The organism is Streptomyces sp. NPDC012637 (genome assembly GCF_042954805.1).
Classification (GTDB): Bacteria; Actinomycetota; Actinomycetes; order Streptomycetales; family Streptomycetaceae; genus Streptomyces.
On the sequence record NZ_JBIBDS010000008.1, the window covers coordinates 47,268 to 72,314 of the forward strand.

The 25,047-nt window shown below is 71.5% G+C and carries 23 protein-coding genes and 3 tRNA genes; 5 read left to right on the plus strand and 21 right to left on the minus strand.

What is annotated here, in order from left to right:
• Nucleotides 1–517 precede the first annotated feature (517 nt).
• The 5 genes from ACFY8W_RS28705 to ACFY8W_RS28725 form a co-directional block, all read right to left on the minus strand.
• On the minus strand, nt 518–1,363 hold the full coding sequence (locus ACFY8W_RS28705) for a DegV family protein (protein ID WP_391111208.1): 846 nt from the start codon (nt 1,361–1,363) through the stop codon (nt 518–520).
• 271 nt (nt 1,364–1,634) lie between these two features.
• Complete coding sequence (locus ACFY8W_RS28710; RefSeq protein ID WP_391111211.1) at nt 1,635–2,420, minus strand: hypothetical protein; 786 nt, start codon at nt 2,418–2,420, stop codon at nt 1,635–1,637.
• A gap of 187 nt (nt 2,421–2,607) precedes the next feature.
• Nucleotides 2,608–5,478, minus strand: a complete 2,871-nt coding sequence (leuS, locus tag ACFY8W_RS28715) for a leucine--tRNA ligase (RefSeq protein ID WP_391111214.1) — start codon at nt 5,476–5,478, stop codon at nt 2,608–2,610.
• Between the two features lie 263 nt (nt 5,479–5,741).
• Nucleotides 5,742–5,814, minus strand: a tRNA-Ala gene (locus tag ACFY8W_RS28720).
• Between the two features lie 69 nt (nt 5,815–5,883).
• Nucleotides 5,884–5,956: transfer RNA gene (locus ACFY8W_RS28725), tRNA-Ala, on the minus strand.
• Nucleotides 5,957–6,078: 122 nt separating this feature from the next.
• Between ACFY8W_RS28725 and ACFY8W_RS28730 the strand changes: the two genes are divergently transcribed.
• Nucleotides 6,079–7,434, plus strand: a complete 1,356-nt coding sequence (locus ACFY8W_RS28730) for a glycosyltransferase 87 family protein (RefSeq protein ID WP_391111216.1) — start codon at nt 6,079–6,081, stop codon at nt 7,432–7,434.
• On the opposite strand, the gene ACFY8W_RS28735 is transcribed toward ACFY8W_RS28730, so the two are convergent.
• From ACFY8W_RS28735 to ACFY8W_RS28770, 8 genes are all read right to left on the minus strand, one after another.
• A complete protein-coding gene (locus ACFY8W_RS28735; protein WP_005317760.1) occupies nt 7,413–7,646 on the minus strand; it encodes a hypothetical protein in 234 nt (77 codons plus the stop codon). The two genes, ACFY8W_RS28730 and ACFY8W_RS28735, sit on opposite strands and share 22 nt — an antisense overlap.
• 250 nt (nt 7,647–7,896) lie before the next feature.
• A tRNA-Ala gene (locus tag ACFY8W_RS28740) sits at nt 7,897–7,969 on the minus strand.
• Between the two features lie 139 nt (nt 7,970–8,108).
• Nucleotides 8,109–8,762 carry a histidine phosphatase family protein gene (locus tag ACFY8W_RS28745; RefSeq protein ID WP_391112198.1) on the minus strand — a complete coding sequence of 218 codons (654 nt, stop codon included), beginning with the start codon at nt 8,760–8,762 and terminating at the stop codon, nt 8,109–8,111.
• Entirely contained in the window at nt 8,759–9,196 is a 438-nt protein-coding gene (rsfS, locus tag ACFY8W_RS28750; protein ID WP_391112201.1) for a ribosome silencing factor, read from the minus strand. The genes ACFY8W_RS28745 and rsfS overlap by 4 nt, the downstream gene beginning before the upstream one ends.
• 80 nt (nt 9,197–9,276) lie before the next feature.
• Nucleotides 9,277–11,079 (minus strand): LytR C-terminal domain-containing protein, encoded by a 1,803-nt coding sequence (locus ACFY8W_RS28755; protein WP_391111219.1) that lies wholly within the window; start codon nt 11,077–11,079, stop codon nt 9,277–9,279.
• A gap of 19 nt (nt 11,080–11,098) precedes the next feature.
• The gene (gene nadD, locus ACFY8W_RS28760; protein ID WP_128979797.1) at nt 11,099–11,719 is read right to left on the minus strand and encodes a nicotinate-nucleotide adenylyltransferase; all 621 of its coding nucleotides are present in this window, start codon (nt 11,717–11,719) and stop codon (nt 11,099–11,101) included.
• A 52-nt stretch (nt 11,720–11,771) separates the two neighbouring features.
• Nucleotides 11,772–11,936 (minus strand): hypothetical protein, encoded by a 165-nt coding sequence (locus ACFY8W_RS28765; RefSeq protein ID WP_384416701.1) that lies wholly within the window; start codon nt 11,934–11,936, stop codon nt 11,772–11,774.
• An 83-nt stretch (nt 11,937–12,019) separates the two neighbouring features.
• Nucleotides 12,020–12,346, minus strand: a complete 327-nt coding sequence (locus ACFY8W_RS28770; protein WP_391112262.1) for a hypothetical protein — start codon at nt 12,344–12,346, stop codon at nt 12,020–12,022.
• 128 nt (nt 12,347–12,474) lie between these two features.
• Between ACFY8W_RS28770 and ACFY8W_RS28775 the strand changes: the two genes are divergently transcribed.
• Entirely contained in the window at nt 12,475–13,599 is a 1,125-nt protein-coding gene (locus tag ACFY8W_RS28775) for a M48 family metalloprotease (protein ID WP_391111224.1), read from the plus strand.
• Here the strand turns inward: ACFY8W_RS28775 and ACFY8W_RS28780 are convergent.
• The 8 genes from ACFY8W_RS28780 to rfbA form a co-directional block, all read right to left on the minus strand.
• A complete protein-coding gene (locus ACFY8W_RS28780) occupies nt 13,584–14,663 on the minus strand; it encodes a hypothetical protein (RefSeq protein WP_391111227.1) in 1,080 nt (359 codons plus the stop codon). The genes ACFY8W_RS28775 and ACFY8W_RS28780 overlap by 16 nt on opposite strands.
• Before the next feature lie 99 nt (nt 14,664–14,762).
• Nucleotides 14,763–15,335 (minus strand): hypothetical protein, encoded by a 573-nt coding sequence (locus ACFY8W_RS28785; RefSeq protein WP_391111229.1) that lies wholly within the window; start codon nt 15,333–15,335, stop codon nt 14,763–14,765.
• 89 nt (nt 15,336–15,424) lie between these two features.
• Nucleotides 15,425–16,708, minus strand: coding sequence for a glutamate-5-semialdehyde dehydrogenase (locus ACFY8W_RS28790; RefSeq protein WP_391111232.1), 1,284 nt, complete (start codon nt 16,706–16,708; stop codon nt 15,425–15,427).
• Between the two features lie 387 nt (nt 16,709–17,095).
• Nucleotides 17,096–17,584, minus strand: a complete 489-nt coding sequence (locus tag ACFY8W_RS28795; protein ID WP_391111235.1) for a hypothetical protein — start codon at nt 17,582–17,584, stop codon at nt 17,096–17,098.
• Between the two features lie 168 nt (nt 17,585–17,752).
• A complete protein-coding gene (proB, locus tag ACFY8W_RS28800) occupies nt 17,753–18,874 on the minus strand; it encodes a glutamate 5-kinase (protein ID WP_391111238.1) in 1,122 nt (373 codons plus the stop codon).
• Between the two features lie 269 nt (nt 18,875–19,143).
• Complete coding sequence (gene galE, locus ACFY8W_RS28805) at nt 19,144–20,133, minus strand: UDP-glucose 4-epimerase GalE (protein WP_391111241.1); 990 nt, start codon at nt 20,131–20,133, stop codon at nt 19,144–19,146.
• Between the two features lie 100 nt (nt 20,134–20,233).
• Nucleotides 20,234–20,839, minus strand: coding sequence for a dTDP-4-dehydrorhamnose 3,5-epimerase (gene rfbC / locus ACFY8W_RS28810; protein ID WP_386863225.1), 606 nt, complete (start codon nt 20,837–20,839; stop codon nt 20,234–20,236).
• A gap of 27 nt (nt 20,840–20,866) precedes the next feature.
• Nucleotides 20,867–21,745, minus strand: a complete 879-nt coding sequence (gene rfbA, locus ACFY8W_RS28815; RefSeq protein ID WP_391111243.1) for a glucose-1-phosphate thymidylyltransferase RfbA — start codon at nt 21,743–21,745, stop codon at nt 20,867–20,869.
• 126 nt (nt 21,746–21,871) lie between these two features.
• Between rfbA and rfbB the strand changes: the two genes are divergently transcribed.
• Genes rfbB through ACFY8W_RS28830 form a run of 3 tightly spaced genes read left to right on the plus strand, consistent with a single transcriptional unit; the run spans nt 21,872 to nt 25,037 of the window.
• Nucleotides 21,872–22,858: a dTDP-glucose 4,6-dehydratase gene (rfbB, locus tag ACFY8W_RS28820; protein WP_391111246.1), complete on the plus strand. Its 987-nt coding sequence runs from the start codon at nt 21,872–21,874 to the stop codon at nt 22,856–22,858.
• Nucleotides 22,858–23,772 (plus strand): dTDP-4-dehydrorhamnose reductase, encoded by a 915-nt coding sequence (gene rfbD / locus ACFY8W_RS28825; protein ID WP_391111249.1) that lies wholly within the window; start codon nt 22,858–22,860, stop codon nt 23,770–23,772. Before rfbB ends, rfbD begins: the two co-directional genes overlap by 1 nt.
• Nucleotides 23,769–25,037 (plus strand): hypothetical protein, encoded by a 1,269-nt coding sequence (locus ACFY8W_RS28830; RefSeq protein ID WP_391111252.1) that lies wholly within the window; start codon nt 23,769–23,771, stop codon nt 25,035–25,037. Before rfbD ends, ACFY8W_RS28830 begins: the two co-directional genes overlap by 4 nt.
• The last annotated feature ends 10 nt before the right edge of the window (nt 25,038–25,047 follow it).

The window sequence follows — 25,047 nt, forward strand, 5'->3', positions numbered from 1 at the left end:
AGCGGCCCCGACGACTGTGACGGCGGTTCCGGGGGCGTGGAGGGGTCTGAGGGGGCAGAGGAGCCCGGAGAGGTCGAGGTTCCCGGTGCCGGTCCCGGCGGTCCCGGCACGGGCGGCGGCGCCGTGGACGGGAACAGCGCCTCGCCGCGCCGTCGTACCGCCGTCGGTCCCGCGGCCGCGCCGGCCGCCCGCCTCCGATGGATCCGTGCGGCCGCGACCCGCGACCGGGACCTTCCGTCCGAACCGGGAGGACGTCCCGGCCCGCTGGTCGGTCCACTACGACGTGATGCGATGTGTGTGCGAAGAGTCATGGCATCGACGGTAGGCCGACCCCGCGTCCCTCTGCCGAGACCACCCGATTCCCGTGGATAACCGACCAGTTGTGGAAAACTCCGCCACCCTCACGAGGGACGCCAGGCGTCAGCACGACCCATCAGCATCACTCAGGTCACGCAGGGCACGCAGAGCACACAGAGCACGCAGAGCAGGCAGGGCACGCAGAGCAGGCAGGGCAGCGTCAGCAAGGGGACACGACCACCGCGAGCAGCCCCGGACCGGTATGGGCGCCGATGACCGCACCGACCTCGGTGACCTGGAGGTCCTCGACGGCCGGCAGGCGTTCTCGCAGCCGCTCGGCGAGCACGGCGGCCCGGTCGGGCGCGGAGAGGTGGTGCACGGCGATGTCCACGGGTCCGGCACCGGCCCGCTCGACCGCGATCTCCTCCAGCCGCGCGATCGCCTTGGACGCCGTGCGCACCTTCTCACGCAGCTCGATCCGGCCGCCCTCGAGTTCGAGCAGCGGCTTCACGGCCAGCGCGGATCCGAGAAGCGCCTGAGCGGTGCCGATGCGGCCCCCACGGCGCAGGTAGTCGAGCGTGTCGACGTAGAAGAAGGCGGAGGTGCTCGCGGCGCGCTTCTCGGCGGCCGCGACGGCCTCGTCGAGCGAGCCGCCCGCGTCTGCCACCTCGGCCGCCGCCTGGGCGCAGAACCCGAGCGCCATGCCGACCATCCGGGTGTCGACGACCCGTACGGGCACCGGGGCGTCCTTGGCGGCGAGCACGGCGGCGTCGTAGGTGCCGGAGATCTCACCGGACAGGTGCAGCGAGACGACGCCGCCGGCGCCCGCCTCGGCGGCGGCGCGGTAGGTCGCCGCGAAGACCTCGGGCGCGGGGCGGCTGGTGGTCACCAGGCGCCGCTTCTGCAGGGCTTCCGCGAGCGAGCGGGCCGAGATCTCCGTCCCTTCCTCCAACGCGCGGTCGCCGATGACGACGGTGAGCGGAACGGCCGTGATGGCGTGCCGCTCCATCGTCTGGGGTGGCAGGTAGGCCGTGGAATCGGTGACGATCGCGACATGCCGGGACATGAGCGGGAGGTTACCCGCAGGGGCCGCCGCACGGCAGCCCGGGCCCCCGCCACCACCACAGCAACCTCGGACGCCTCAAGCGGAACGCCGCGTGGGAACACCACCGACACGTCCGCCGACCCATCCGCAAAATCCCGGCCCGAGCCCTGCCCCTCGCCCTGGTCCTATCCCTGATCCTGAACTCAGGCCCCGCCGCCGCGGCCCCAGCAGCCGCAGCCGCAGCCGCAGCCGCAGCCGCAGCCGCAGCCGCAGCCCAGGATCCCGCCCGCCCTCAGCTCGTGGTCTCCGGTCGGGTCGACTTCTCCCACGGGTAGGTCGTGCCGCGCGGGTCCGGCGCGTTGATCGCCTGCGGCCGGCCGGACGGCCCCGCCTCGGCGCCCGACCATGTCTGCCCGTGCTCGGCGCCCGCCGCCGGAGCCCCGGCCGCCGGCCATCCCTGCCCGGAACCGGCCGGGCCGGCCGCGCCGCCCGCACCATGGACCTGGTTCTCGAGAGCTTCGTCGACACCGTCCGCACGCGTCCAGTGCCGCAGCGCGCCCGCCTCCATGTCGATCTGGGCGCTCAACGAGGACAGGTCGTCCTCGGCGAATCTGCGGGCCCGGTCGCGTGCCGCGAAGCGCAGCGCGTCGGCGGAGTGGGTGATCTGCTGGGTTCGGTGGCGCAGGTCCGGCAGCTGGGACGCGACATGGGCCCGGTCGGGCTCGCGCTCCAGCCTCTTGATGTCTTCGTCGAGCTCTCGCCCATGGGCGCTCAGCCGCTGGAAGAGGTCCAGGGACTCCCTCAGGGACGCGTCCTCGGCCGCGCCCGCGTGGAGCGCTTCCTGCGTGGCGCGCATCGAGGTGCGCAGAGAGAGCCTCAGCTGGGCCAGCTCGCCCGCAACACCGGTCTGGCCGAAGCTCTTGGCCCGCAGCGTGGTGTCCTCGACCGTGCGCCGTGCGTGGTCGATGGTGCGGTCCACCCCACGCTTGGCCGCCTTGGCCACCTTCACCGTGGCATAGACCCCGAGCGCCACGAAGGCGACGAAGAGCAGCGCCAAGATCGTGATCAAGGCTTCCATGTGGCTCGCCCCTCCGGCCGCTGTTGTGGTTCTTCCACGGTAAACGGAAGGGGCAGGCCGACGGTTCCATTCGAACCCTCAACCTGCCCCGACCCACCCCCTAGGGGTCGTGCGCCGTCAGGCGCAGTGTGCCCCGGAGACGTACGTCACCACCGGCGTCAGCCGGAGACGCCCGTCACCACCGTCGTCACCCGGCGACGATGTTGACCAGCTTCGGCGCGCGGACGATCACCTTGCGGATCTGCGCGCTGCCCAGCGCCGCCACCACGTTCGCGTCACCCAGCGCCAGCGCCTCCAGCTCCGCGTCGGTGATCGACGGGGAGACCTCCAGGCGCGCCTTGACCTTGCCCTTGATCTGCACGACGCAGGTCACGGTCTCGTCCACGACGTAGGCCGGGTCGGCGACCGGGAAGTCCTGGTGGACGACCGACTCGGTGTGGCCCAGGCGGTGCCACAGCTCCTCGGCGATGTGCGGGGCCAGCGGGGCGACCAGCAGCACCAGCTGCTCGGCGACCGGGCGGGACACCGGGCCACCGGTCTTCGTCAGGTGGTTGTTCAGCTCGGTGATCTTGGCGATGGCGGTGTTGAAGCGCATCGCGACCATGTCCTGGGCGACCCCGTCGATGGCCTTGTTCAGCGCGCGCAGGGTGTCCTCGTCGGCCGGCTCGTCGACGACCGTGACGTCGCCCGTCGCCTCGTCGACGATGTTGCGCCACAGCCGCTGCAGCAGTCGGTACTGGCCGACGACGGCGCGCGTGTCCCACGGGCGGGAGACGTCCAGCGGGCCCATGGCCATCTCGTACAGGCGCAGGGTGTCGGCGCCGTACTCGGTGCAGATCTCGTCCGGCGTGACCGCGTTCTTCAGGGACTTGCCCATCTTGCCCAGGACGCGGCTGACCTTCTCGTCCTGGTAGTAGTAGCCGCCGTCGCGCTCCTCGACCTCGGCGGCCGGCACGGCGATGCCACGCGAGTCCCGGTAGACGAAGGCCTGGATCATGCCCTGGTTGTACAGCTTGTGGAACGGCTCGGCGGAGGAGACGTACCCCAGGTCGAACAGCATCTTGGACCAGAAGCGGGCGTACAGCAGGTGCAGCACGGCGTGCTCGGCACCGCCGACGTACAGGTCGACGCCGCCGGTGGGCATGCCCTCGCGCGGGCCCATCCAGTACTGCTCGATGGCCGGGTCGACCAGCTTCTCGTCGTTGTGCGGGTCCAGGTAGCGCAGCTCGTACCAGCAGGACCCGGCCCAGTTGGGCATGGTGTTGGTCTCGCGGCGGTACTTCTTCGGGCCGTCGCCCAGGTCCAGGGTGACGTTGACCCAGTCCTCGTTGCGGGACAGCGGGGTCTCCGGCTGAGTGTCCGCGTCGTCCGGGTCGAAGGTGCGCGGCGAGTAGTCGTCGACCTCCGGCAGCTCCAGCGGCAGCATGGACTCGGGCAGCGAGTGGGCGACGCCGTCCTCGTCGTAGACGATCGGGAAGGGCTCGCCCCAGTAGCGCTGGCGGCTGAACAGCCAGTCGCGCAGGCGGAAGTTGACGGTGCCCTCGCCGATGCCGCGGTCGGCCAGCCAGGAGGTGATCTTCGCCTTGGCCTCGACGACGCCCAGGCCGTCCAGGGAGATCTCGTCGTTGGCGGAGTTGATCAGCTTCGCCTCGTAGGAGCCGAAGGCGTCGTCCCAGGTGGACGGGTCGGTGCCGCGGTCGTCGGACGGCTCCACGACGCAGCGCATCGGCAGCTCGAAGGCGCGCGCGAAGGCGAAGTCACGGCTGTCGTGCGCCGGGACGGCCATGATCGCGCCGGTGCCGTAGCCCATCAGGACGTAGTCGGCGATGAAGACCGGGACCTGCTGGCCGCTGACCGGGTTGGTCGCGTACGCGCCGGTGAAGACGCCGGTCTTGTCCTTGGCCTCGGCCTGCCGCTCGACGTCGGACTTGGCGGCGGCCTGCTTGCGGTACGCGTCGACGGCCTCGGCCGGCGTCGCGTGACCGCCGGTCCACACGTCGTGGGTGCCCTCGGGCCAGGCGGCCGGGACGATCTTCTCGACCAGGTCGTGCTCCGGCGCCAGCACCATGTAGGTGGCGCCGAACAGGGTGTCCTGGCGGGTGGTGAAGACGGTGATGGCGCCGGTGTCGCCGACCTGGAAGTCGACGCGGGCGCCCTCGGAGCGGCCGATCCAGTTGCGCTGCTGCAGCTTGATGGCCTCGGGCCAGTCCAGGCCGTCCAGGTCGTCCAGCAGGCGGTCCGCGTAGGCGGTGATGCGCATGTTCCACTGGCGCAGCTTGGCCTTGAAGACGGGGAAGTTGCCGCGCTCGGAGCGGCCGTCGGCGGTGACCTCCTCGTTGGCCAGGACCGTGCCCAGGCCCGGGCACCAGTTGACCGGGGCGTCGGAGGCGTACGCCAGGCGGTACTCGCCCAGGACCTCGGCGCGCTCGACGGCGCTCAGCTCGCTCCACGCGCGCGTGGAGCCGGGGATCTCACGGGTGCCGTTCTCGAACTGCTCGACCAGCTCGGCGATCGGGCGGGCCTTCTTGGCGTCGGCGTCGTACCAGGAGTTGAAGATCTGCAGGAAGATCCACTGGGTCCACTTGTAGTAGCCCGGGTCGATCGTGGCGAACGACCGGCGCTTGTCGTGGCCCAGGCCCAGCCGGCGCAGCTGGACCTTCATGTTCTCCATGTTGGCCTCGGTGGACACGCGCGGGTGCGTGCCGGTCTGCACCGCGTACTGCTCGGCCGGCAGGCCGAAGGCGTCGAAGCCCAGGGTGTGCAGCACATTGTGGCCGGTCATGCGCGCGTGGCGGGCGAAGACGTCGGTGGCGATGTAGCCCAGCGGGTGGCCGACGTGCAGGCCCGCACCGGACGGGTACGGGAACATGTCCATGATGAACTTCTTGGGGCGGGCCGCCACGGCCGCGTCCCCGGCCAGGTCACCGCTGGGGTTCGGGGCCTCGTAGGTGCCCTCCGCGTCCCAGGCGTCCTGCCAGCGTGCCTCGATGTCGGCGGCCAGAGCCGCCGTGTAGCGATGCGGGGCCGCCGTCTCGGCAGCCGTGTTGATCTCGGTCATGGTCCTTGAAGCTCCATCGATCGTCTCTGCCCACTGCCAGCACTGCCACGAAATGAAAAATCCCCTCGCACAGGAGGGGACGCCGCGCCGATGCCGACCGGATCTTCATCCGTCGGGACTGATCAGCGCGGCCCGCTAAGCAGAAGGCGTACGGCACGCATGGCGTCAGGGTACCGCAGGGCCCGAGCGGGCCGCACCGGCGTTCCGGGGAGCGACACACGACGAAGCGGGCCATCCGATCCGGATGACCCGCTTCTCATCTGTGGAGCTAAGGAGAATTGAACTCCTGACCTCTTGCATGCCATGCAAGCGCTCTACCAACTGAGCTATAGCCCCGTGCGAGGGATTCAGAGTACCGCAGAAGCGGTGCGAGCCGACCCTTCCGGGTGGCCCGCTTCCCTTCTGTGGAGCTAAGGAGAATTGAACTCCTGACCTCTTGCATGCCATGCAAGCGCTCTACCAACTGAGCTATAGCCCCTTGCTGCTCGTCACCGCTCCGGCTTGCGTCGCGGCGACGGACAGAACAGTAACCGGCCGTCCGACGGTTCTCCAAATCCGTTTCTCCGGAGCTGTCCGGACCTTTGGGTAGGGTCGCCCACTGTGTCCGTCTCCGCGCCCCCTCCGACCCGCGCCCGCCGGTGGCCCCTGGCCACCGCCGCGGCGGTCTGTCTGCTCTCGTTCACGGCCTTCTGGGTGGCGCAACGCCTCGCCCACGTGAACATGCTCGACGTGATGGTCTACCGGGCCGAGGCCGAGACGCTGCGGGCCGGCGACGACCTCTACGCGATGCGCGCCACCTCGGCGAACCTCGCGATGACCTATCCGCCGTTCGCCGCCGTGCTGTTCCTGCCGCTGACCCTGGTGAGCGTGCCGCTGATGCGGACGCTCACCACCGCGGGGAACCTGCTCCTGGTGGTGGCGCTGGTCCGGCTCTCGCTCCAGCTGATCCGTCCCGGGCTCTCCCGCCCGGCGGCCCGCGCCGAGCTGTGGCGGGCGACACTCCTGGTCGCCGCGATCGTCGTCTGGTCCGAGCCGGTCTGGACGACGCTGCGCTACGGGCAGATCAACCTGCTCATAGCGGTGGCGGTGCTCTGGGACCTGACCCGCCGCGAGGGAAGCCGCTGGGCCGGCCTGGGCATCGGGCTCGCCACCGCCGTGAAGCTCACCCCGGGCCTCTTCGTGGTCCTGCTGCTCGCCGCCGGCCTGCTGCTGTGGCGCCGGGACCGGGCGACGAACCAGTGGCTGCGGACGGCGCTGACGGCCACCGGGGTCTTCCTGGGGGCGACGCTGGCGATGGCGGTGGCCCTGCCCGCCGACTCGCGGAGGTTCTGGACAGGGACGCTGTTCGAGACCGGCCGGGTCGGCCACGCCGAGGAGACCGCCAACCAGTCCATCAGCGGCGTCCTCGCGCGGCTGATGCACACCGACGCGCCGGGCCTGTGGTGGGCGGCCGCCGCGGCCCTCCTGGGCGGCGCGGCGATCGTCCTGGCGGTGCGGGCAGCGCTCCGCGGCGACAAGGCGGTGGCGGTGACCGTCACCGCGTTCACCGCCCTGATGATCAGCCCGATCTCCTGGTCCCACCACTGGGTGTGGTGCGTGCCCCTGCTGATCCTGCTGTACGACCGCTGCACGCGCGCGTGGACGGTGACGGGAGCCGTGGCGCTGGCCTTCGCCTCGTTCGCACTGTGGTGGGTGCCGCACGACCCGGGCCGCCCCGAACTCGACCAGAACGCCGGGCAGATGCTGCTCTCGGCGGTCTATCCGCTGACCGCTCTCGCGGTGTTCGCAGGTTACGCGCTGGCGCGGTGGCGGGCGCGCGGTTCACGACCCGGCGGGCACGCGGCCGCGGACCCGGTCACGGACGGGCCTCAGGGCGAGCGTCAGGACGGGACGCGGGCGGGCGTCGTCGGCCCCCGGGTCCCCGTGGGCGGGCGTCAGGCCGTCGCGAAGGAGTAGAACCGCTTCAGGGTGCAGTGCTCGTCGAGGAGCCGGCCGTAGATCGGCTCCCCTTCGAGCTCACGGTAGGTCTCGATGGGGTCGCCTTTTATGATCAGCGCCCGCGCGCACTCCTCGCACCAGTACTGGAACTCGGGGTTGACCGGGTCCATGTCCCGGACGATCGGCGTACCGCTGCCGCACCAGTCGCACTTCCGCCTGTGTGCACCCATCACTCAGCTCCCGCTGTGAGTGCGGGACGTGTGCCGGGTGCGTGGCCCGGGAGCGGATTCCGCGACGGCATCGGCATCGATCTCCTCGGCACCGTCCACGGCCATGCGCGCTCCCTCCCGCCCGGACCCTGTTCCCCTCCGGCGGTCCGATTCTGCCATGGCCCCGCAAGGGGGTCAGCGGCCTTGGGCACGCCGGGAGGTGACGGAACGACGAATCCCGCCCCCTACTGGGGACGGGATCCGGTGACTGTGGAGCTAAGGAGAATTGAACTCCTGACCTCTTGCATGCCATGCAAGCGCTCTACCAACTGAGCTATAGCCCCTCGTGTTCCCCGCGCTGAGCGCTGCGAACAAGAAGAACTTTAGCCTGTGACCAGCCGGAAAGTGAAATCCGGGTTCGGCGGGCCGGTCGCGGGACCGGTCACCACCGCCGCGGGGCTCGGCCTCAGCCGCCGCGGGGCCTCAGTCGTCGTCGCCGAGAACGGGCTCGGGCAGCGTCCCGGCGTTGTGCTCCAGAAGACGCCAGCCGCGCGCTCCCTCGCCGAGGACGGACCAGCAGCAGTTCGAGAGGCCGCCCAGGCTCTCCCAGTGGCGGGCCTCCAGGCCGAGCAGCCGGCCGATGGTGGTGCGGATGGTGCCGCCGTGGCTGACCACGACGAGCGTGCCGTCCTCGGGCAGCTTCTCGGCGTGCGACAGCACCACCGGGGCGGCCCGGTCGGCAACCTCGGTCTCCAGCTCGCCGCCGCCGCGGCGCACGGGCTCGCCGCGCTTCCAGGCGGCGTACTGCTCGCCGTACCGCGCGGTGATCTCGTCGTGGGTCAGGCCCTGCCACTCCCCCGCGTACGTCTCGCGCAGCGCGGAGTCGTGGGCGACGGCGTGACCGGTGAGCGCGGAGAGCTCGGCGGCCGTGGCCGACGCCCGCTTGAGGTCGGAGGCGACGATCGCGTCCGGCTTCAGGGCGGCGAGCAGCCGGGCGGCACGGCGGGCCTGGAGGAGACCGGTCTCGGTGAGCTCGATGTCCGTGCTGCCCTGGAAGCGGCGCTCCAGGTTCCAGGAGGTCTGGCCGTGACGCCACAGCACGATGCGGCGGCCGGTGCCGCCCTTGCCACTGGTCAGCTCAGCTCACCGTCCGTCCCGTCGGTCCCCATGAGCCGAGCGTGCTCCTCGGCCTTGCCGCGGGTCTTGATCGCGTCCTCGGGCAGCGGCAGCTCGGGGCAGTCCTTCCACAGCCGCTCCAGAGCGTAGAAGACCCGCTCCTCGCTGTGCTGGACGTGGATCACGATGTCGACGTAGTCGAGGAGGATCCAGCGGGCGTCGCGGTCGCCCTCGCGGCGCACCGGCTTGGCGCCGAGCTCCTTGAGCAGCCGCTCCTCGATCTCGTCGACGATCGACTTGACCTGGCGGTCGTTGGGCGCGGAGGCGAGCAGGAAGGCGTCGGTGATCGACAGCACGTCGCTGACGTCGTACGCGATGATGTCGTGCGCGAGCCGGTCGGCCGCCGCCTGGGCGGCGGCGTTGACGAGCTCGATGGAGCGGTCCGTGGCGGTCACAAGCAGGCTTTCGTCGGCGGTCAGAGACACCTCAAGGGTCTCATGTACCGCCGACGGCCCCGAAAGGGATGACAAAAGGGTCACCGCTTGACGCCGGGGATCTTGTAGTCCTCGCCCAGGATCACGGTGACCTCGGCGTTTCCGCCGGGCTTGCCCTTGGTGACGGATCCGGCGGGCAGCCCCAGGGTCTTGGCGACCTCCGCGGCGGTCGCCTTCTGGGCGTCGTCCGCGTACACGACCTGAGACTTCTCCTGGGTGCCGGCCTTGGTGCCGCCGACCACGGCGTAGCCGCCGTTGATCAGGACCACGCGGGCGGCCTCGGTGGCGTCCTCGCCGGTGGCGTCGCGGATCGCGACCCGGGTCGCGGCGCCCTGCTCGGGCGCGCTGACCTTGCCGCCGAGGATGTCCTTGACGACGCTGTCGCCGGTGGCCCCGCTGAGGGAGCCGTCGGGCTCGACGGGCAGCACCGCGGTCTTGTAGTCGCCGACCTTGGCGTGCTCGGCGAGCTTGGCGAGGGAGGCGCCGAGGTCCTTCTCGGGCAGCGACGGGTCGAGGATCTGGGCCAGGGTCTCGATGGTGACCGTGGCGGCCTTGGGGTCGTCGGAGATCTTCCGCAGCACGCCGTACATGACCTGACCGAAGCGCTGGAGCTGCTTGACCTCGGCCTCCCCGGGCGCCCGGTAGGTGGCGTAGGCGACGGCGGCGCGGCCGTTGAGGGTCTGGTTCTCGCCCTTCTTGACCAGCGGCTCCGTGCCGGGCTTGTCGCCGGGCACGTCGGTGTCGGTGGTGATGTCGATGTTGCTGACGAGCTCGACGAGGTTCTCCAGGTACGGGGTGTCGAGCCGCCAGGTACCGGCGATCTTCGCGCCGAGGAGGTTGCCGAGCGCCTCGCGGGTGCCGCTGGAGCCGTCGTCCTCGACGGACTTGGCGAGGGTGGTGGTGGCGCCTTCGTCGTCGGCGACGGCGAGCGCGTTGGGGAGCAGGACGGTGGTGCCCTGCTTGGTGGTGCTGTTGTCGACGAGGAGGGCGGTGGAGGTGCCGCCGCCCTTGGTGTTGTGCAGGTGGACGACGATGGTGTCCCGCTGCTGCGGGCCCGTGGCGGTGTTCTGCCCGGGGGCGTCGCCGGCCATGCCGGGGAGCTTGCCGGCCGACCAGAGGTAGCCGACGCCTCCGACGGCGGCGAGCACGAGGACCACGACGAGGGCGACGACGCGGTTGCGACCGCGGCGGCGGGCCTCCTCGCGGCGCTCGGACCGGCTCTCGGTGAACTTGAGCCAGTCGATGACGTCCTCGGAGTCCTCGTCGGGCTCCTCGATGAACGAGAACTGCTCGGTGCGGTAGTCGCGCCCGTCTCCCTCGGGCGCCGGGCGCTGCCCGGGCACGCCGGCGGGCGGTGCGGGCTGCGCCGACGGGGCGGGGGCCTGGAGGGGCGGCGGGGGCGCGGGCTCTGTGCGCACCGCCCACTGCTGGCCCGTGTCGTACTGCTGACCGGTCTCGTACGGGCGGCCCGCGTCGTACGGCCGCCCGGCGTCGTACTGCCGTCCCGAGTCGTACTGCCCGCGGTCGTACGAGGGCTGCTGGGCGTACGGGTCGTACTGCGGCTGCTGGGGGCTTTGGGGCGCCTGAGGCTGGTGGGCCTGGTGCGACGGGGCGGACTGCTGCCCGTACGGGTCGTAGCCGTAGGCCTGCTGCTGTTCGTGCTGCTGAGGCTGCTGGGGTTGCTGCGGCTGCTGCGGCTGCTGCGGCTGCTGCTGCTGCTGCGCGTACGGGTCGTAGTGCTGCTGCGGGACCTGCTGCTGGTACACCGGCTGCCCGTACGCGTCGTAGCCGATGATCTGCGGCTGCGGATAGTACGGGTCGTACGGGTTCTGCTGATCGTTCACCGGTGCCCCTCCCCGAGGCTCACTCGCCGCGGTACAACTGGCGCTTGTCGATGTAGCGCACCACACCGTCCGGGACCAAATACCAGACCGGGTCGCCCTGTGCGACCCTCGCCCGGCAGTCCGTGGAGGAGATGGCGAGCGCGGGGACCTCGACCAGCGACACGCCGCCCTTGGGCAGGCCGTCGTCGGTGAGGTCGTGACCCGGGCGGGTGACGCCGATGAAGTGGGCGAGCGCGAAGAGCTCCTCGGCGTCGCGCCAGGTGAGGATCTGCGACAGCGCGTCGGCGCCGGTGATGAAGAAGAGATCCGAGTCGCTGTTGAGGGAGCGCAGGTCCCGCAGGGTGTCGATCGTGTAGGTCGCGCCGCCGCGGTCGATGTCGATGCGGCTGACGGAGAACTGCGGGTTGGAGGCGGTGGCGATGACCGTCATCAGGTAGCGGTCCTCGGCCGGCGAGACGGCCTTGTGGCTCTTCTGCCACGGCTGCCCGGTCGGCACGAACACCACCTCGTCGAGGTGGAACAGGGCGGCCACCTCGCTGGCGGCCACCAGGTGTCCGTGATGGATCGGATCAAACGTTCCGCCCATCACGCCGAGTCGGCGCTTGCCGCGACCGCCAGTAGGCACTTCCTGCTCTCCCATGCGTGCAGAGCCTACTGGCACGGCGGCGAACGCCGGATCAGCGGCCTCGGGCTCAGCGGTCCCGGTTGAAGCGGGTGGTGATCCACAGGAGCAGAAGGAGCGCGAGCAGGGCGCCGCCACCCGTCACGTACGGGTTGAGGCTTTCGTGGTTGCCGCCGTGCTCGGCACCCTCGTTCGCGAGCGTGACCAGGTTGGCGGCGGTGGCGTGGAGGCTCATCTTCGGCAGGACCTTCGATCGGGGATGGGAGCGGAGACTTCGCGCACATCGTATGCGGCGCGTCGCCGAGCGCTCACGCCGACTCAGGCGTTGGCGTCACCGGGGCCGTTTTCGGTGCGCGCGGCGGTGGCCTCCCGCCCCTTCGCGGCCTCCGCGGCCTCCTCGGCCGCCGCCGGGTCCTGGGTCGCCGCGGCCTCCTCGGCCGCCGCCGGGTCCTGGGTCGCCGCGGCCTCCTCGGTCGCCGCGGGGTCCTCGCCGCCGTTGCCGTAGCCGCGCAGCAGGAACCAGGCGAGGAGGGCGCCGCCGACGATCGAGACGAGCAGCACGATCCGCAGCGTGCCGCCGAGGCCCGGCTGCTCCGAAGCCGCGGCGAGCAGGGGCGTGACGGCGGTGGTCGTGATGTCCGGCATGGCGGTCGTGCTCCTCGGTTGTCCACAGTGCCCGAGTTATCCACAGGCTCGGGCACACGGTAGCCGCCTCGCCTAGTCTGGGCTGAGTCAGGGGGACGAGCACCGACTCGTACGAACAGGGGGCATCCATGACCGACAACCACCAGGGACACCTGCCCGGGCGGCAGCGAAAGCGCTTCGCCGGGATCTCCTCGCGGGCCTATGAGCACCCGGCCGACCGCTCGGCGCTGGTCGCGCTGCGCAAGCTGAGCGGCTTCGACACGGTTTTCAAGGCACTCAGCGGACTGCTGCCCGAGCGGAGTCTGCGACTGCTGTTCCTCTCCGACTCCGTGCGGGTGAGCGACGCGCAGTTCTCCCATCTCAACGACATGCTGCGGGACGCCTGTTACATCCTGGACCTGGAGAAGGTCCCGCCGATGTACGTCACGCAGGACCCGAAGCCGAACGCGATGTGCATCGGTCTCGACGAGCCGATCATCGTGGTCACGACCGGCCTGGTGGAGCTGCTCGACGAGGAGGAGATGCGGGCCGTCGTCGGACACGAGGTGGGCCACGCGCTCTCCGGCCACTCGGTCTACCGGACGATCCTGCTCTTCCTCACCAGCCTGGCGATAAAGATCGCCTGGATCCCGCTGGGGAACGTGGCGATCATGGCGATCGTCACGGCGCTGCGCGAGTGGTTCCGCAAGTCGGAGCTGTCGGCCGACCGCGCCGGGCTGCTCGTCGGCCAGGACCTGCAGGCCTCGATGCGCGGCCTGATGAAGATCGCCGGCGGCAACCACCTCCACGAGATGAACGTCGACGCGTTCCTCGCCCAGGCCGACGAGTACGAGAAGGGCGGGGACCTGCGCGACTCCGTCCTGAAGATCCTCAACGTGCTGCCGCGCACCCATCCCTTCACCGCGGTGCGGGCGGCCGAGCTGAAGAAGTGGTCCGAGACCCGCGACTACCAGCGGATCATGGACGGCCACTACCCGCGGCGTTCGGAGGACCAGGACACCTCGGTGACCGACTCCTTCCGCGAGTCCGGGCGGCACTACGCGGACCACGTGCGCACCAGCAAGGATCCCCTGATGAAGCTGGTCAGCGACATAGCCGGCGGCGCCGGGGACCTCGCGGGCGACCTGGGCGGGAAGATCTTCGGCCGGTTCGGCGGAGCCGCCGGCGGCGGCCAGGGCGGCGCGAAGGGATCGCAGGGGTCCCAGGGCTCGCCGGGTGCCGACGACGCGGAGCCGGGTCAGAGCGAGGGCTGAGCGCTCGGGGCCAGCGCGCCGCAGAGCGAGGACGTGGTGGGCCGGTCCGTGGCATACGGGTCGGTGACCGCCTGGCGGCTCGGGTCTGCGGCCCGCTCGCCCGCGAGGAGCGGCCGCAGCGAACCGCTGGTGTCGGCGTCGCAGGACTGCGGGCCCGCCTCGACGGTGCTGGTCAGCAGTTCGGCGCGGTGCATCCGCAGGTCCTCGCGGTCGAAGCGGAAGTGCAGCTCGCGGTGGACGGTGAACAGCGAGGCCTGCGGCGCCGGGCCGCCGCCCGAGGTGGCGGGCCGGACGGCGTAGGTGAAGGTGTGGTCCGCCATGACGTCGATCAGGTCGGTGTCGACCTCCGCGTACCGCAGGGTGCCCTGGACGCGGACGGCGGGGTCGGCGAGGACGACCTTGCTCGGGTCGAAGCGGATCAGCCAGCCGGAGGCGGCGTGCCGGCCGTCGTCCTGGGACGACTCGACGCTCCGGTCGAACTGCTCCAGCTGGTCGGGGTCGACGAGGAGCCGGGGCGGGCGGACGGTGAGTCCGGCCAGGACGTCGGGTTCGAGGGAGGAGGCGACCAGGTAGTCCTTGGCGATGCCGAGGGCGGTGACCACCTGGCTCTCGGAGAAGTGGGTGGTGCGGGCGGCGAGGGGGAAGTTGATGCCGGCGGCGCCGATGGGGTACTCGGCGACGGGGCTGTGGGCGAAGAGGCCGGCGGGGGTGCCGCCCGGCACCGGGCCCTGCGGGGCGAGCGGGACCACCGTGGTGCGCAGGGGTTCGGCCCGCTGGTCCACCGGGGGCTGGTACGGGTTGCGGACGCCCAGATAGACGGCCGTGCCGAAGGCCAGCACGATCAGCAGGACGAGCAGCAGGGCCTGCCGGGAGCCGCTGCGGCCCTCCCAGGAGGGGCGGGAGCGGACCGCCTGCGAGTGCTCGCCCATCCGCTCCTCGGCGGAGAACTCCTGGAGCCGGGCAGCGCGGACGAACGCCTCGTCGAAGACGACGGATCGGTACTCGTCCTCACCGCCGGGGAGCCCCTCGGGAGTCCCCTCAGGCGGGTCGCCACGCCCTGCCATACCTTCAGGGTAGGTCGGCGGAAGCTTCGGTAAACGCCCAGGTACACGACAACTTCGGAAGAATTCCGACGCGGCTGCGGCGAACGGGCGAAGGGCTCCCTAGGGAGCGCCCGGAGCAGCGGGAACGGGGGGTGCGGAGGACGCGGTGGCGGCCGAGGGGACGGCACGGGGCTCGTCGACGCCGGTGGTGGCCGGCGGGGGCATGCGGTCCTGGCGGTTGGCGGAGGCACCCCGGTAGACGGCGCTGAAGGCGAGGGCGACCATGCCGACGCCCATGACCAGGGCGAGTACCCAGGCGACGGGGCGGTGCCAGCGGGCGCTGCCGCGGTAGGGGCGCAGGGCGCCGCCGTGGGGACCGTAGGGGCCGAAGTCGTCGTCGGCGGTGTCCGGGTCGTAGCCGTCGGGGTGGCGGGCGAGGTCGTAGCCGTCCTCGTAGGGCTCCTCGTCGGCGAGACCGGCCACGGCGCGGGCCCGGGCGGCCTCGGCCTCGGCGCGGGCCTGGGCGGCGGCGAGCAGTCGCTCGACGGCGGTCGGCTCGTGGATCTCGGCGGCCCGCACGAAGTCCTCGTCGAAGACCACGGTGGCGAAATCCTCGTCGGCGCCGCCGCGGTCGACAGAGTCATCGGGGTCCCCGCCGTCCTGGAACGGCATGCCCCCCACGTCGTCCGGCACGGGTTCAGAGTAGACCGGGGAGGGGGTTTTGGGCAGGGAGAGCGCAAACTGTCCCTGCCCCGATCGGGCGTCCGGCGGGCGGGCGCCGGTTACCGAACGTGACCGTCGCCGGTCACGATGTACTTGGTGGAGGTGAGTTCCGGAAGGCCCATGGGGCCCCGGGCGTGCAGCTTCTGGGTGGAGATGCCGATCTCGGCGCCGAAGCCGAACTGTCCGCCGTCCGTGAAGCGCGTGGAGGCGTTGACGGCGACGGTGGTGGAGTCGACCAGCTGGGTGAAGCGGCGGGCCGCGGCCTGGGAGGTGGTGACGATGGCCTCGGTGTGGCCGGAGGACCACAGCCGGATGTGCTCGACGGCCTTGTCGAGGGAGTCGACCACGGCGGCGGCGATGTCGTAGGAGAGGTACTCGGTCTCCCAGTCCTCGGCAGTGGCCGGGACGACGGTGGCCTTGCTGCCCTCGGCGCGGGCGAGGACCCGCTCGTCGGCGTGGACGGTGACGCCGGCCTCGGCGAGGGCGTCCAGGGCGCGCGGCAGGAAGACGTCCGCGATGTCCTGGTGCACCAGCAGGGTCTCGGCGGCGTTGCAGACGCTGACCCGGTGGGCCTTGGAGTTGACCAGGATCTCGACGGCCATGTCGAGGTCGGCCTGGGCGTCGACGTAGACGTGGCAGTTGCCGGTGCCGGTCTCGATGACCGGGACGGTGGACTCCTCGACGACGGTCTTGATCAGCGAGGCGCCGCCGCGCGGGATGAGGACGTCGACGAGGCCGCGGGCGCGCATCAGCTCGCGGACGGAGTCGCGGGACTCGCCGGGGACGAGCTGGATGGCGTCGGCGGGCAGTCCGGCGCCGCCGACGGCGTCGCGCAGCACCTTCACCAGGGCGGTGTTGGAGGAGTACGCGGAGGAGGAGCCGCGCAGCAGGACGGCGTTGCCGGACTTCAGGCAGAGGGCGGCGGCGTCGACGGTGACGTTGGGGCGGGCCTCGTAGATGATGCCGACGACGCCGAGCGGGACGCGGACCTGGCGCAGGTCGATGCCGTTGGGGAGGGTCGAGCCGCGGACGACCTCGCCGACCGGGTCGGGCAGCGCGGCGACGTGCCGGACGTCGGCGGCGATGGCCCGTACCCGCTCGGGCGTCAGGGTGAGCCGGTCAATGATGGCCTCACTGGTGCCGGCCTCGCGGGCGCGGGCGATGTCCTCGGCGTTGGCCTCGACGATCTCGGCCGTGCGGACCTCCAGGGCGTCCGCCATGGCCAGCAGGGCGTCGTCCTTCGTCGCGCGCGGGAGTGGCGCGATTTCGGCGGCCGCGGCGCGGGCCCGGTAGGCGGTCTGGGCGACCGGGGACATGTTGTCGAAGGGCATGAGCGAGGTCATGCCCGCAGGGTACTGGCACCACTGCGGACATCCCTCACGTATCCCGCTCCCGTCCCGTACTGCGAGACGTCCGCCGACCGGATGTCGAAAGGCCGGATGTCGTCAGCAGCCGGACGTCGTCCGTAGGGGTGGACTCGCCGGTTGAGGTGAACGCCGCCGGTTGAGGTGAACGCCGCCGGTTGCGGTGGTCGCTGTCGGTTGCGGGCGCCGCCGCCGGTGGGGTGGGCGCCGCCGGTTGCGGTGGGCACCGTCAGTTGCGGTGGGCACCGTCGGTTGCGGTGGGCGCCGTCGGTTGCGGGCGCCGCCGCCGGTTGCGGTGGGGCGCTGTCGGTTGCGGTCGCCCGCCACCGGTTGCGGTGGGGGCGCTGTCGGTTGCGGTGGACGTCGTCAGTAGGGGTGGACACCGACCGGGGCGGCCGGGGGCGGGCCGTAGCCCTCGGCGATCCGCTGGTGGTAGGTCTCCCGGTCGATGACCTCCAGGCCGACGATCTCCCACGGCGGCAGCTTGGCGCTCTGCCGGTGCTCGCCCCACAGGCGCAGCGCGACGGCGGCCGCGTCGTGGAGGTCGCGGGCCTCCTCCCAGTACCGGATCTCCGCGTGGTCGTTCGCGTAGCGGCTGGTCAGCAGGAAGGGGTGGTCGTGGGCCAGCTGTTCGAGGGCCCGGCGCACCTCCTGCAGCGGGGCCGCCGCGCCGGAGACGCTGAGGGTGATGTGCCAGAGCTTGGACACCTCCCGCTCCGGTGTCCTCGTGTCCGCCCCTGTGTCCTCGGGGGTCCCGTCGAAGGATTCCTCGTCGAAGTCGGCTCCGGCCTCGACGCTCGTCAGGGCGCGTTCGGCCGTCCCGCGGGGCGATGCCCCTGGGCGCGCTCGTCTCACCGGCGGCCTCCTGTGTGATGCCTGTGCTGCGTGCTGCGATCTGCTGCGCGTGCTGGTGTTCCCCACCCTCTCGTTGCCCCCGAGACAAAGTTGACCAGCCCGCGGCGGCGCATGGGGCGGTTTTGGTAAAGGTCCCTACCGGATGACCAGACTTTCAGCCGTTTCGGTTCACATGACGACGAGGTCGTCTCGGTGCACGACCTCGCGCTCGTACTCCGGTCCGAGTTCGCGGGCCAGCTCGTGGGTGGAGCGGCCGAGCATCCGGGGGATCTCCTTGGCGTCGAAGTTGACGAGCCCGCGGGCGACGGCACGGCCCGCGGTGTCCCGCAGCTCCACCGGGTCGCCGGCGGTGAACTCGCCCTCGACGGCCGCGATCCCCGCCGCGAGCAGCGACTTCTTGCCTTCGACCACGGCCCGTACGGCGCCGTCGTCGAGGGTGAGGTGGCCCTGCGGGGTGGAGGCGTGGGCGAGCCAGAGCAGCCGGTCGGCGGACCGGCGGCCGGTGCGGTGGAAGTACGTGCCGGTGTCGCGGCCGGCGAGGGCGTCGGCGGCGCGTACGGCGGAGGTGAGCACCACCGGGATGCCGGCGGCGGCCGCGATCCTGGCGGCCTCGACCTTGGTGACCATGCCGCCGGTGCCGACGCCCGCCTTGCCGGCGGAGCCGATCTCGACGTGGGCGATGTCCTCGGGGCCGGTGACCTCGGCGATGCGCGAGGTGCCGGGCTTGGACGGGTCGCCGTCGTAGAGCCCGTCCACGTCGGAGAGGAGCACGAGCAGGTCGGCGCGAACGAGGTGGGCGACGAGCGCGGCGAGCCGGTCGTTGTCGCCGAAGCGGATCTCGTCCGTGGCCACGGTGTCGTTCTCGTTGACGACCGGCAGGGCTCCCATGGCCAGGAGCTGGTCGAGGGTCCGGTAGGCGTTGCGGTAGTGGGCGCGGCGGCTGGTGTCGTCGGTGGTGAGCAGGACCTGGCCCACGCGTACCCCGTAGCGGGCGAAGGAGGCCGTGTAGCGGGCGACGAGCAGGCCCTGGCCGACGCTGGCGGCGGCCTGCTGGCGGGCCAGGTCCTTGGGACGGCGGGTGAGGCCGAGCGGGGCGAGTCCCGCGGCGATGGCGCCGGAGGAGACCAGGACGATCTCCTTCTCGCCGCCGCTGCGGACCTTGGCGAGGACGTCCACGAGGGCGTCGACACGGTCGGCGTCGAGGCCGCCGGACGCGGTGGTCAGCGAGGACGAGCCGACCTTCACGACGATCCTGCGGGCTTCCGTCACGTACTGCCTTGCCTCTGTCACCTGCGTCGTCCTCGCCGTCGTGCTCATTGCCCGTGCCCGTACTCATTGCCCGTGTCCAGGCCGGTGCTCAAGGCCCGCGCCCGTACTCATTCGCCTGCGTTCAGGCCGGTGCTCCAAGCCCGCGCCCTCACTCATTGCCCGTGTCCAGGCCGGTGCTCGAAGCCCGTGCCCGTGCTCATTCGCCTGCGTCGAGAGCCCGTTCCCGTAGCCCGTGCCCGGGCTCTCGCCTCGGCAGGCAATCTACGCGAGCCGGTTCGGGCGCCGCCCGTCTATTCCGCGGGCTGGACGGGGCGCGCGGTGTGCGCGGCCCAGGCCGAGGCGATCATGGAACGGACGTCGTGTCGGGCGGTCCAGCCCAGTTCGGCGGAGATCCGTTCGGCCGAGGCGACCACCTTCGCCGGGTCTCCGGGCCGCCGCGCGACGACCTCGGGCTCGACGTCGTGGCCGGTGACCTCGCGGATCAGGTCGATCATCTCCCGTACCGACACGCCCTCGCCGCGGCCGATGTTGAGCGTCAGGTCGTGGTGCTCGCCTTTCGCGGCCCGCTCGGCGAGCCGGCGGGCGGCGGCCAGATGGGCGTCGGCGAGGTCGGCGACGTGGATGTAGTCGCGGACGCAGGTGCCGTCGGGCGTCGGGTAGTCGTCGCCGAAGACCAGCGGCGGCCGTCCGGAATCGAGCCGCTCGAAGACCATCGGCACGAGGTTGGAGACACCGGTGTCGGCGAGTTCGGGCGCGGCGGTGCCGGCCACGTTGAAGTAGCGCAGACAGGCGGTGGCCATGCCGTGGGCGCGGCCGGCGGAGCGCACCATCCACTCGCCCGTGACCTTGGTCTCGCCGTACGGGCTGAGCGGGGCGCACGGGGTGTCCTCGGTCACCAGGTCGGTGTCGGGCATGCCGTACACGGACGCGGAGGAGGAGAAGAGGAAGGACCGGACCCCGGCGTCGGCGGCGGCTTCGAGGAGGACCTGGAGGCCGGTGACGTTCTCGCGGTAATAGAGGAGCGGGCGTTCGACGGACTCCCCGACGGCCTTCTTGGCCGCGAGGTGGACGATCCCGGTGACGGCGTGCTCGCGGAGCACCCGGTCGACGAAGGCGCGGTCGAGGACGCTGCCGCGCTCCAGCGGCACGTCCGCGGGCAGGCGGGCCGGGTCGCCGCTGGAGAGGTCGTCCAGGACGGCCACCCGCTCACCGGCCTCGGTCATGGACTTGACGACATGGGAGCCGATGTAGCCGGCGCCGCCGGTGATGAGCCACGTCATCCGGGCAGCCTAACCCGAAAGGGACGGCGGCCCGGCCGCTCCCCGAAGGGAGCCGCCGGGCCGCCGCACGCCGGTCGGAACCCGACCGGTCCAGCCGTGTTCAGCCGCGCTCGGCCAGCGAGGCGCGGAACGCCACGCACTCCTCGTACACCGGCAGGATGCCCGCCTCGCGCGCCTGCGCGAGGGTCGGGCCCTCGGCGTCCTTGGCGGACAGCTCGGGCACGCCGTCGACCGGCCACTCGATGCCGATCTCCGGGTCCAGCGGGTAGACGGTGCGCTCGCGCTCCGGCGCGTAGCCCTCGGAGCAGAGGTACGTCACGGTCGCGTCGTCCGTCAGCGCGCAGAAGCCGTGGCCGAGGCCCTCGGAGAGGTAGACGGCCTTGCGGTCCTTGTCGTCGAGGCGCACGGCCTCCCAGCGGCCGAAGGTCGGCGAGCCGACCCGGACGTCCACGATGATGTCGAGGACCGCACCGCGCACGCACGTCACGTACTTGGCCTGGCCGGGCGGCACGTCGGCGAAGTGGATGCCGCGCACAACACCGGCGGCGGACACCGAGAGGTTGCCCTGCTTCAGGTTCAGCGGGTGGCCGACCGCCTCGGCCATGCGCTCCGCCTTGTACCACTCGAGGAAGAGGCCGCGGGCGTCACCGTGCTGCTGCGGGACGAACTCCCAGGCGCCCTCGATACCAAGGGGGTTGACCTTCATGGAAAGAGCCGTTTCCTCTCTCGGGCCTCAGGCCTGCTCGGCTTCGTGCGCCAGCAGGTCGAGCAGGTAGTCGCCGTAGCCGCTCTTGGTCAGCGGCTCGGCGAGGGTGCGCAGGTGGGCGTCGTCGATGAAGCCGGCGCGCCAGGCGGCCTCCTCGAGGCAGCCGATCTTCATGCCCTGGCGCTCCTCGACCACGCGGACGTATTCGGAGGCCTGGACGAGGGACTGGAAGGTGCCGGTGTCCAGCCAGACGGTGCCGCGGTCCAGGACGGAGACCTGGAGCTCGCCGCGGTCGAGGTAGTACTTGTTGACGTCGGTGATCTCCAGCTCGCCTCGGCCGCTCGGCTCGAGGTTCTTGGCGATCTCGACGACCCGGCTGTCGTAGAAGTAGAGGCCCGGCACCGCGTAGCGGGACTTCGGGTTCTTCGGCTTCTCCTCGATCGAGCGGGCGACGCCGTTCTCGTCGAAGTCGACGACACCGTAGGCGGTGGGGTCGGACACGGCGTGGGCGAAGACCACACCGCCCTCGGGCTGCTGGTACTTCGCGAGCTGCCGGCCGAGGCCGACGCCGTGGAAGATGTTGTCGCCGAGGATCAGGGCGACCGGGTCGTCGCCGATGAATTCCTCACCGATGACGAAGGCCTCGGCAATTCCGTTCGGCTTCTCCTGGGTCGCGAACTGGATGTCCAGCCCGAAATCGGACCCGTCGCCCAGAAGCCGCTCGAACTGGGGGCGCTCCTCGGGACCCGTGATGATCAGAATCTCCCTGATGCCCGCCATCACGAGGGTCGACAGGGGGTAATAGATCATCGGCTTGTCGAAGACCGGCATCAGCTGCTTCGACACGGCTCGGGTGATCGGCCACAGTCGGGAGCCGGTACCACCGGCAAGCAAAATTCCACGCATGGGCACGCAGCCTACGGCAGCGCCGAGGGGCCCATCGCCACCGCCGCCCTACCCCTTACGTGAGAACGGCCACGGAACGGCGGGCGAACTGGTGTCGGCACCCGAGCCCATAGAATGGTGGCCCTTATGAGGATTCTGGTCACCGGCGGCGCCGGGTTCATCGGTTCACAGTTCGTGCGGGCACTGCTCTCCGGAGAGCTGCCCTCCAGCGAGGGCGCCCAGGTCACCGTCCTGGACAACCTCACCTATTCGGGTAACGAGGCCAATCTCGCCCCCGTGGCGGGCAAGCCCGGCTACACCTTCGTCCAGGGCGACATCCGCGACTACGCGACCGTCGACGACGTCATGCGCGGCCAGGACGCGGTGGTGCACTTCGCCGCCGAGTCCCACGTGGACCGCTCGATCCTGGACTCCTCGCCGTTCGTCACCACGAACGTGCTGGGCACCCAGGTGCTGCTCGACGCGGCCAAGCGGCACGGCGTCGGCCGGTTCGTGCACGTCTCCACGGACGAGGTGTACGGCTCGATCTCCGAGGGTTCCTGGACCGAGGACTGGCCGCTCGCGCCGAACTCCCCGTACTCGGCCTCCAAGGCCGGTTCGGACCTGCTCGCGCTGTCGTACCACCGCACGCACGGCATGGACGTCGTGGTGACCCGCTGCTCCAACAACTACGGGCAGTACCACTTCCCCGAGAAGATGATCCCGCTGTTCACCACGAACCTGCTGGACGGGAAGAAGGTGCCGCTGTACGGCGAGGGCCTGAACATCCGCGACTGGCTGCACGTCTCGGACCACTGCCGTGGCATCGAGATGGTGCTGCGCGGCGGCCGCGCCGGTGAGGTCTACCACATCGGCGGCGGCACCGAGGTCACCAACAAGGAGCTCACCGGTCTGCTGCTGGACGCCTGCGGCGCCGGCTGGGACATGGTCGAGCACGTCGAGGACCGCAAGGGCCACGACCTGCGCTACTCCCTGTCGATCGCCAAGATCCAGGAGGAGCTCGGCTACACCCCGCAGGTCACCTTCGAGCAGGGTCTCGCCGACACCGTCCAGTGGTACCGCGACAACCGCGCCTGGTGGGAGCCGCTGAAGGCCAAGGCGGCGCTGGCCTGATGAGCGCCGACGCCCCCACCCGCTGGCTGATCACCGGTGCGGCCGGGATGCTCGGCCGTGACCTCGCCGAGGTCCTGGCCGAGGCCGGCGCCGACGTCACCGCGCTGACCCGCGGCGAGCTGGACATCACCGACGCCGACGCGGTCCGCGCGGCGGTCGACGGCCACGACGTGGTCGTCAACGCCGCCGCCTGGACCGACGTCGACGGCGCCGAGACCGAGGAGGCCGCGGCCACCCGGATCAACGGCGACGGCCCGCGCGCCCTCGCCGCGGCGTGCGCCGGGACCGGCGCGGTGCTGCTCCAGGTCTCGACCGACTACGTCTTCCCGGGCGACGCGACCGAGCCGTACCCGCACGACGCCCCGACCTCCCCGGTGAACGCCTACGGCCGCAGCAAGCTCGCGGGCGAGGAGGCGGTCCTCGAGCTGCTGCCCGAGCGCGGCTACGTCGTGCGCACGGCGTGGCTGTACGGGGCGCACGGCCGGAACTTCGTGGCGACCATGCTGAGCCTGGCGGCGCAGCGCGAGACCCTCGACGTGGTCGACGACCAGCGCGGCCAGCCGACCTGGACCCGGGCGCTCGCGCGTCAGCTGCGGGACCTGGGGCAGGCGGCCGTGCGGGGCGAGGCCCCGGCGGGCGTCTACCACGGCACGGCGTCCGAGACGGCGACCTGGTTCGACCTGGCGCGGGCGGCCTTCGAGCTGACCGGCCTGGACCCGGAGCGGGTGCGGCCGACCACCTCGGAGAAGTTCGTCCGGCCGGCCCGCCGTCCCTCCTTCAGCGTCCTCGCGCACGAGCGCTGGGCCGAGGCGGGCGTGGCGGTGCAGCCGCACTGGCGCGAGCAGCTCGTCGAGGCCCTGAAGGTCATGGCCCCGGGTGCGACCCCTGCTGCGGGCGGACGGTCGGACGCGTGACGGTGCTCGACCGCATCACCACCGCCCTGCCGCGCGGTACCGCGTTCGTCGGAATCGGCACCGCGCTGCTCGGCGGGGCGAACTACGTCCATCTCGCGGCGGCGGGCCACTCGCTCTCCGTCGACGACATGGCGAGCTTCTCGGTCCTGTGGACCGTGGTGGCCTCCATAGGTCTGGGTCTGTTCTTCCCGGTCGAGCAGGAGGTCACCCGTGTGGTGGCCGCCCGGGTGGTGGCCGGCGACGGCGCGCTGCCCGTGCTGCGGCGCGGGGCGGTGCTGTCGTTCGGGCTGCTCGCGGCGGTGCTGCTGCCGCTGGCGGTGTTCGCCGGCCAGATCGCCGACCTGTTCTTCCACGGCGACCGGGGCCTGGTGGCCGCGCTCGGCGGTGCCTTCGCCGCGCTGGCCTGCGCCCATGTGACCCGCGGTGTCCTCGCGGGGCTCGGCCGCTTCGAGTCGTACGGGCTGCAGTTGGGGCTCGACGGGCTGCTGCGGATCGTGTTCTCGGTGGCCCTGGCGCTGGCCGGGGTGTCGTCCGTGGTGACGTTCGCCGCGGTGATGACGGTCGCGCCGCTGGTCGCGGTGCTCGTGACGCTGCCGCCGGTGCTGCGCGGGGCGCGGCCGGGTTCGACCGCGCAGTGGCCCGAGCTCATCGAGCACCTCGGGCTGCTCGTCGGCTCGACGCTGCTCGCCCAGGTGCTCGTCAACATCGCGGTCATCAGCACCAAGCTGATCTCGACGGACGACAGCGCGCTGGTCGCGGCCCTGTTGTCGGCGCTGGTCCTGGCGCGGGTGCCGCTGTTCGCGTTCGGTGCCTTCCAGGCCTCGCTGCTCGCGGGGCTGTCGACGGCGCAGGCCGAGGGCGACGCCCAGGGCTACCGGCGGCTGCTGCTGCGGGCGTGCGCGATCACCGGTGCCATGGGCGTGGTGTTCGGGGTCGGCGCGGTGGTGCTCGGCCCGTTCCTGCTGCCGGTGCTGTTCGGTTCGCCGGACGTGCTGGGGCCGGTGGACTTCCTGTGGCTCTCGGTCGGCACGACGCTCTACATGATGGCGATGGTGCTCGGCCAGGCGCTGCTCACGAGCGGCGCCGCACGGCAGCAACTGGTGTCCTGGATCGTCGGGACGGCCGTGCTCCTGGCGGTCACGCTGAGTCCTCTGGAGCTGCGGACCCGGGTCGAGATCGCCTACGCCGTGGGGTCGCTGGCGGTGGTCACCTGCATGACGCTGCTTCTTCGCCCTCGTGTAGGCTACCGTTCGGTGCACTCATAGGAATGATCAC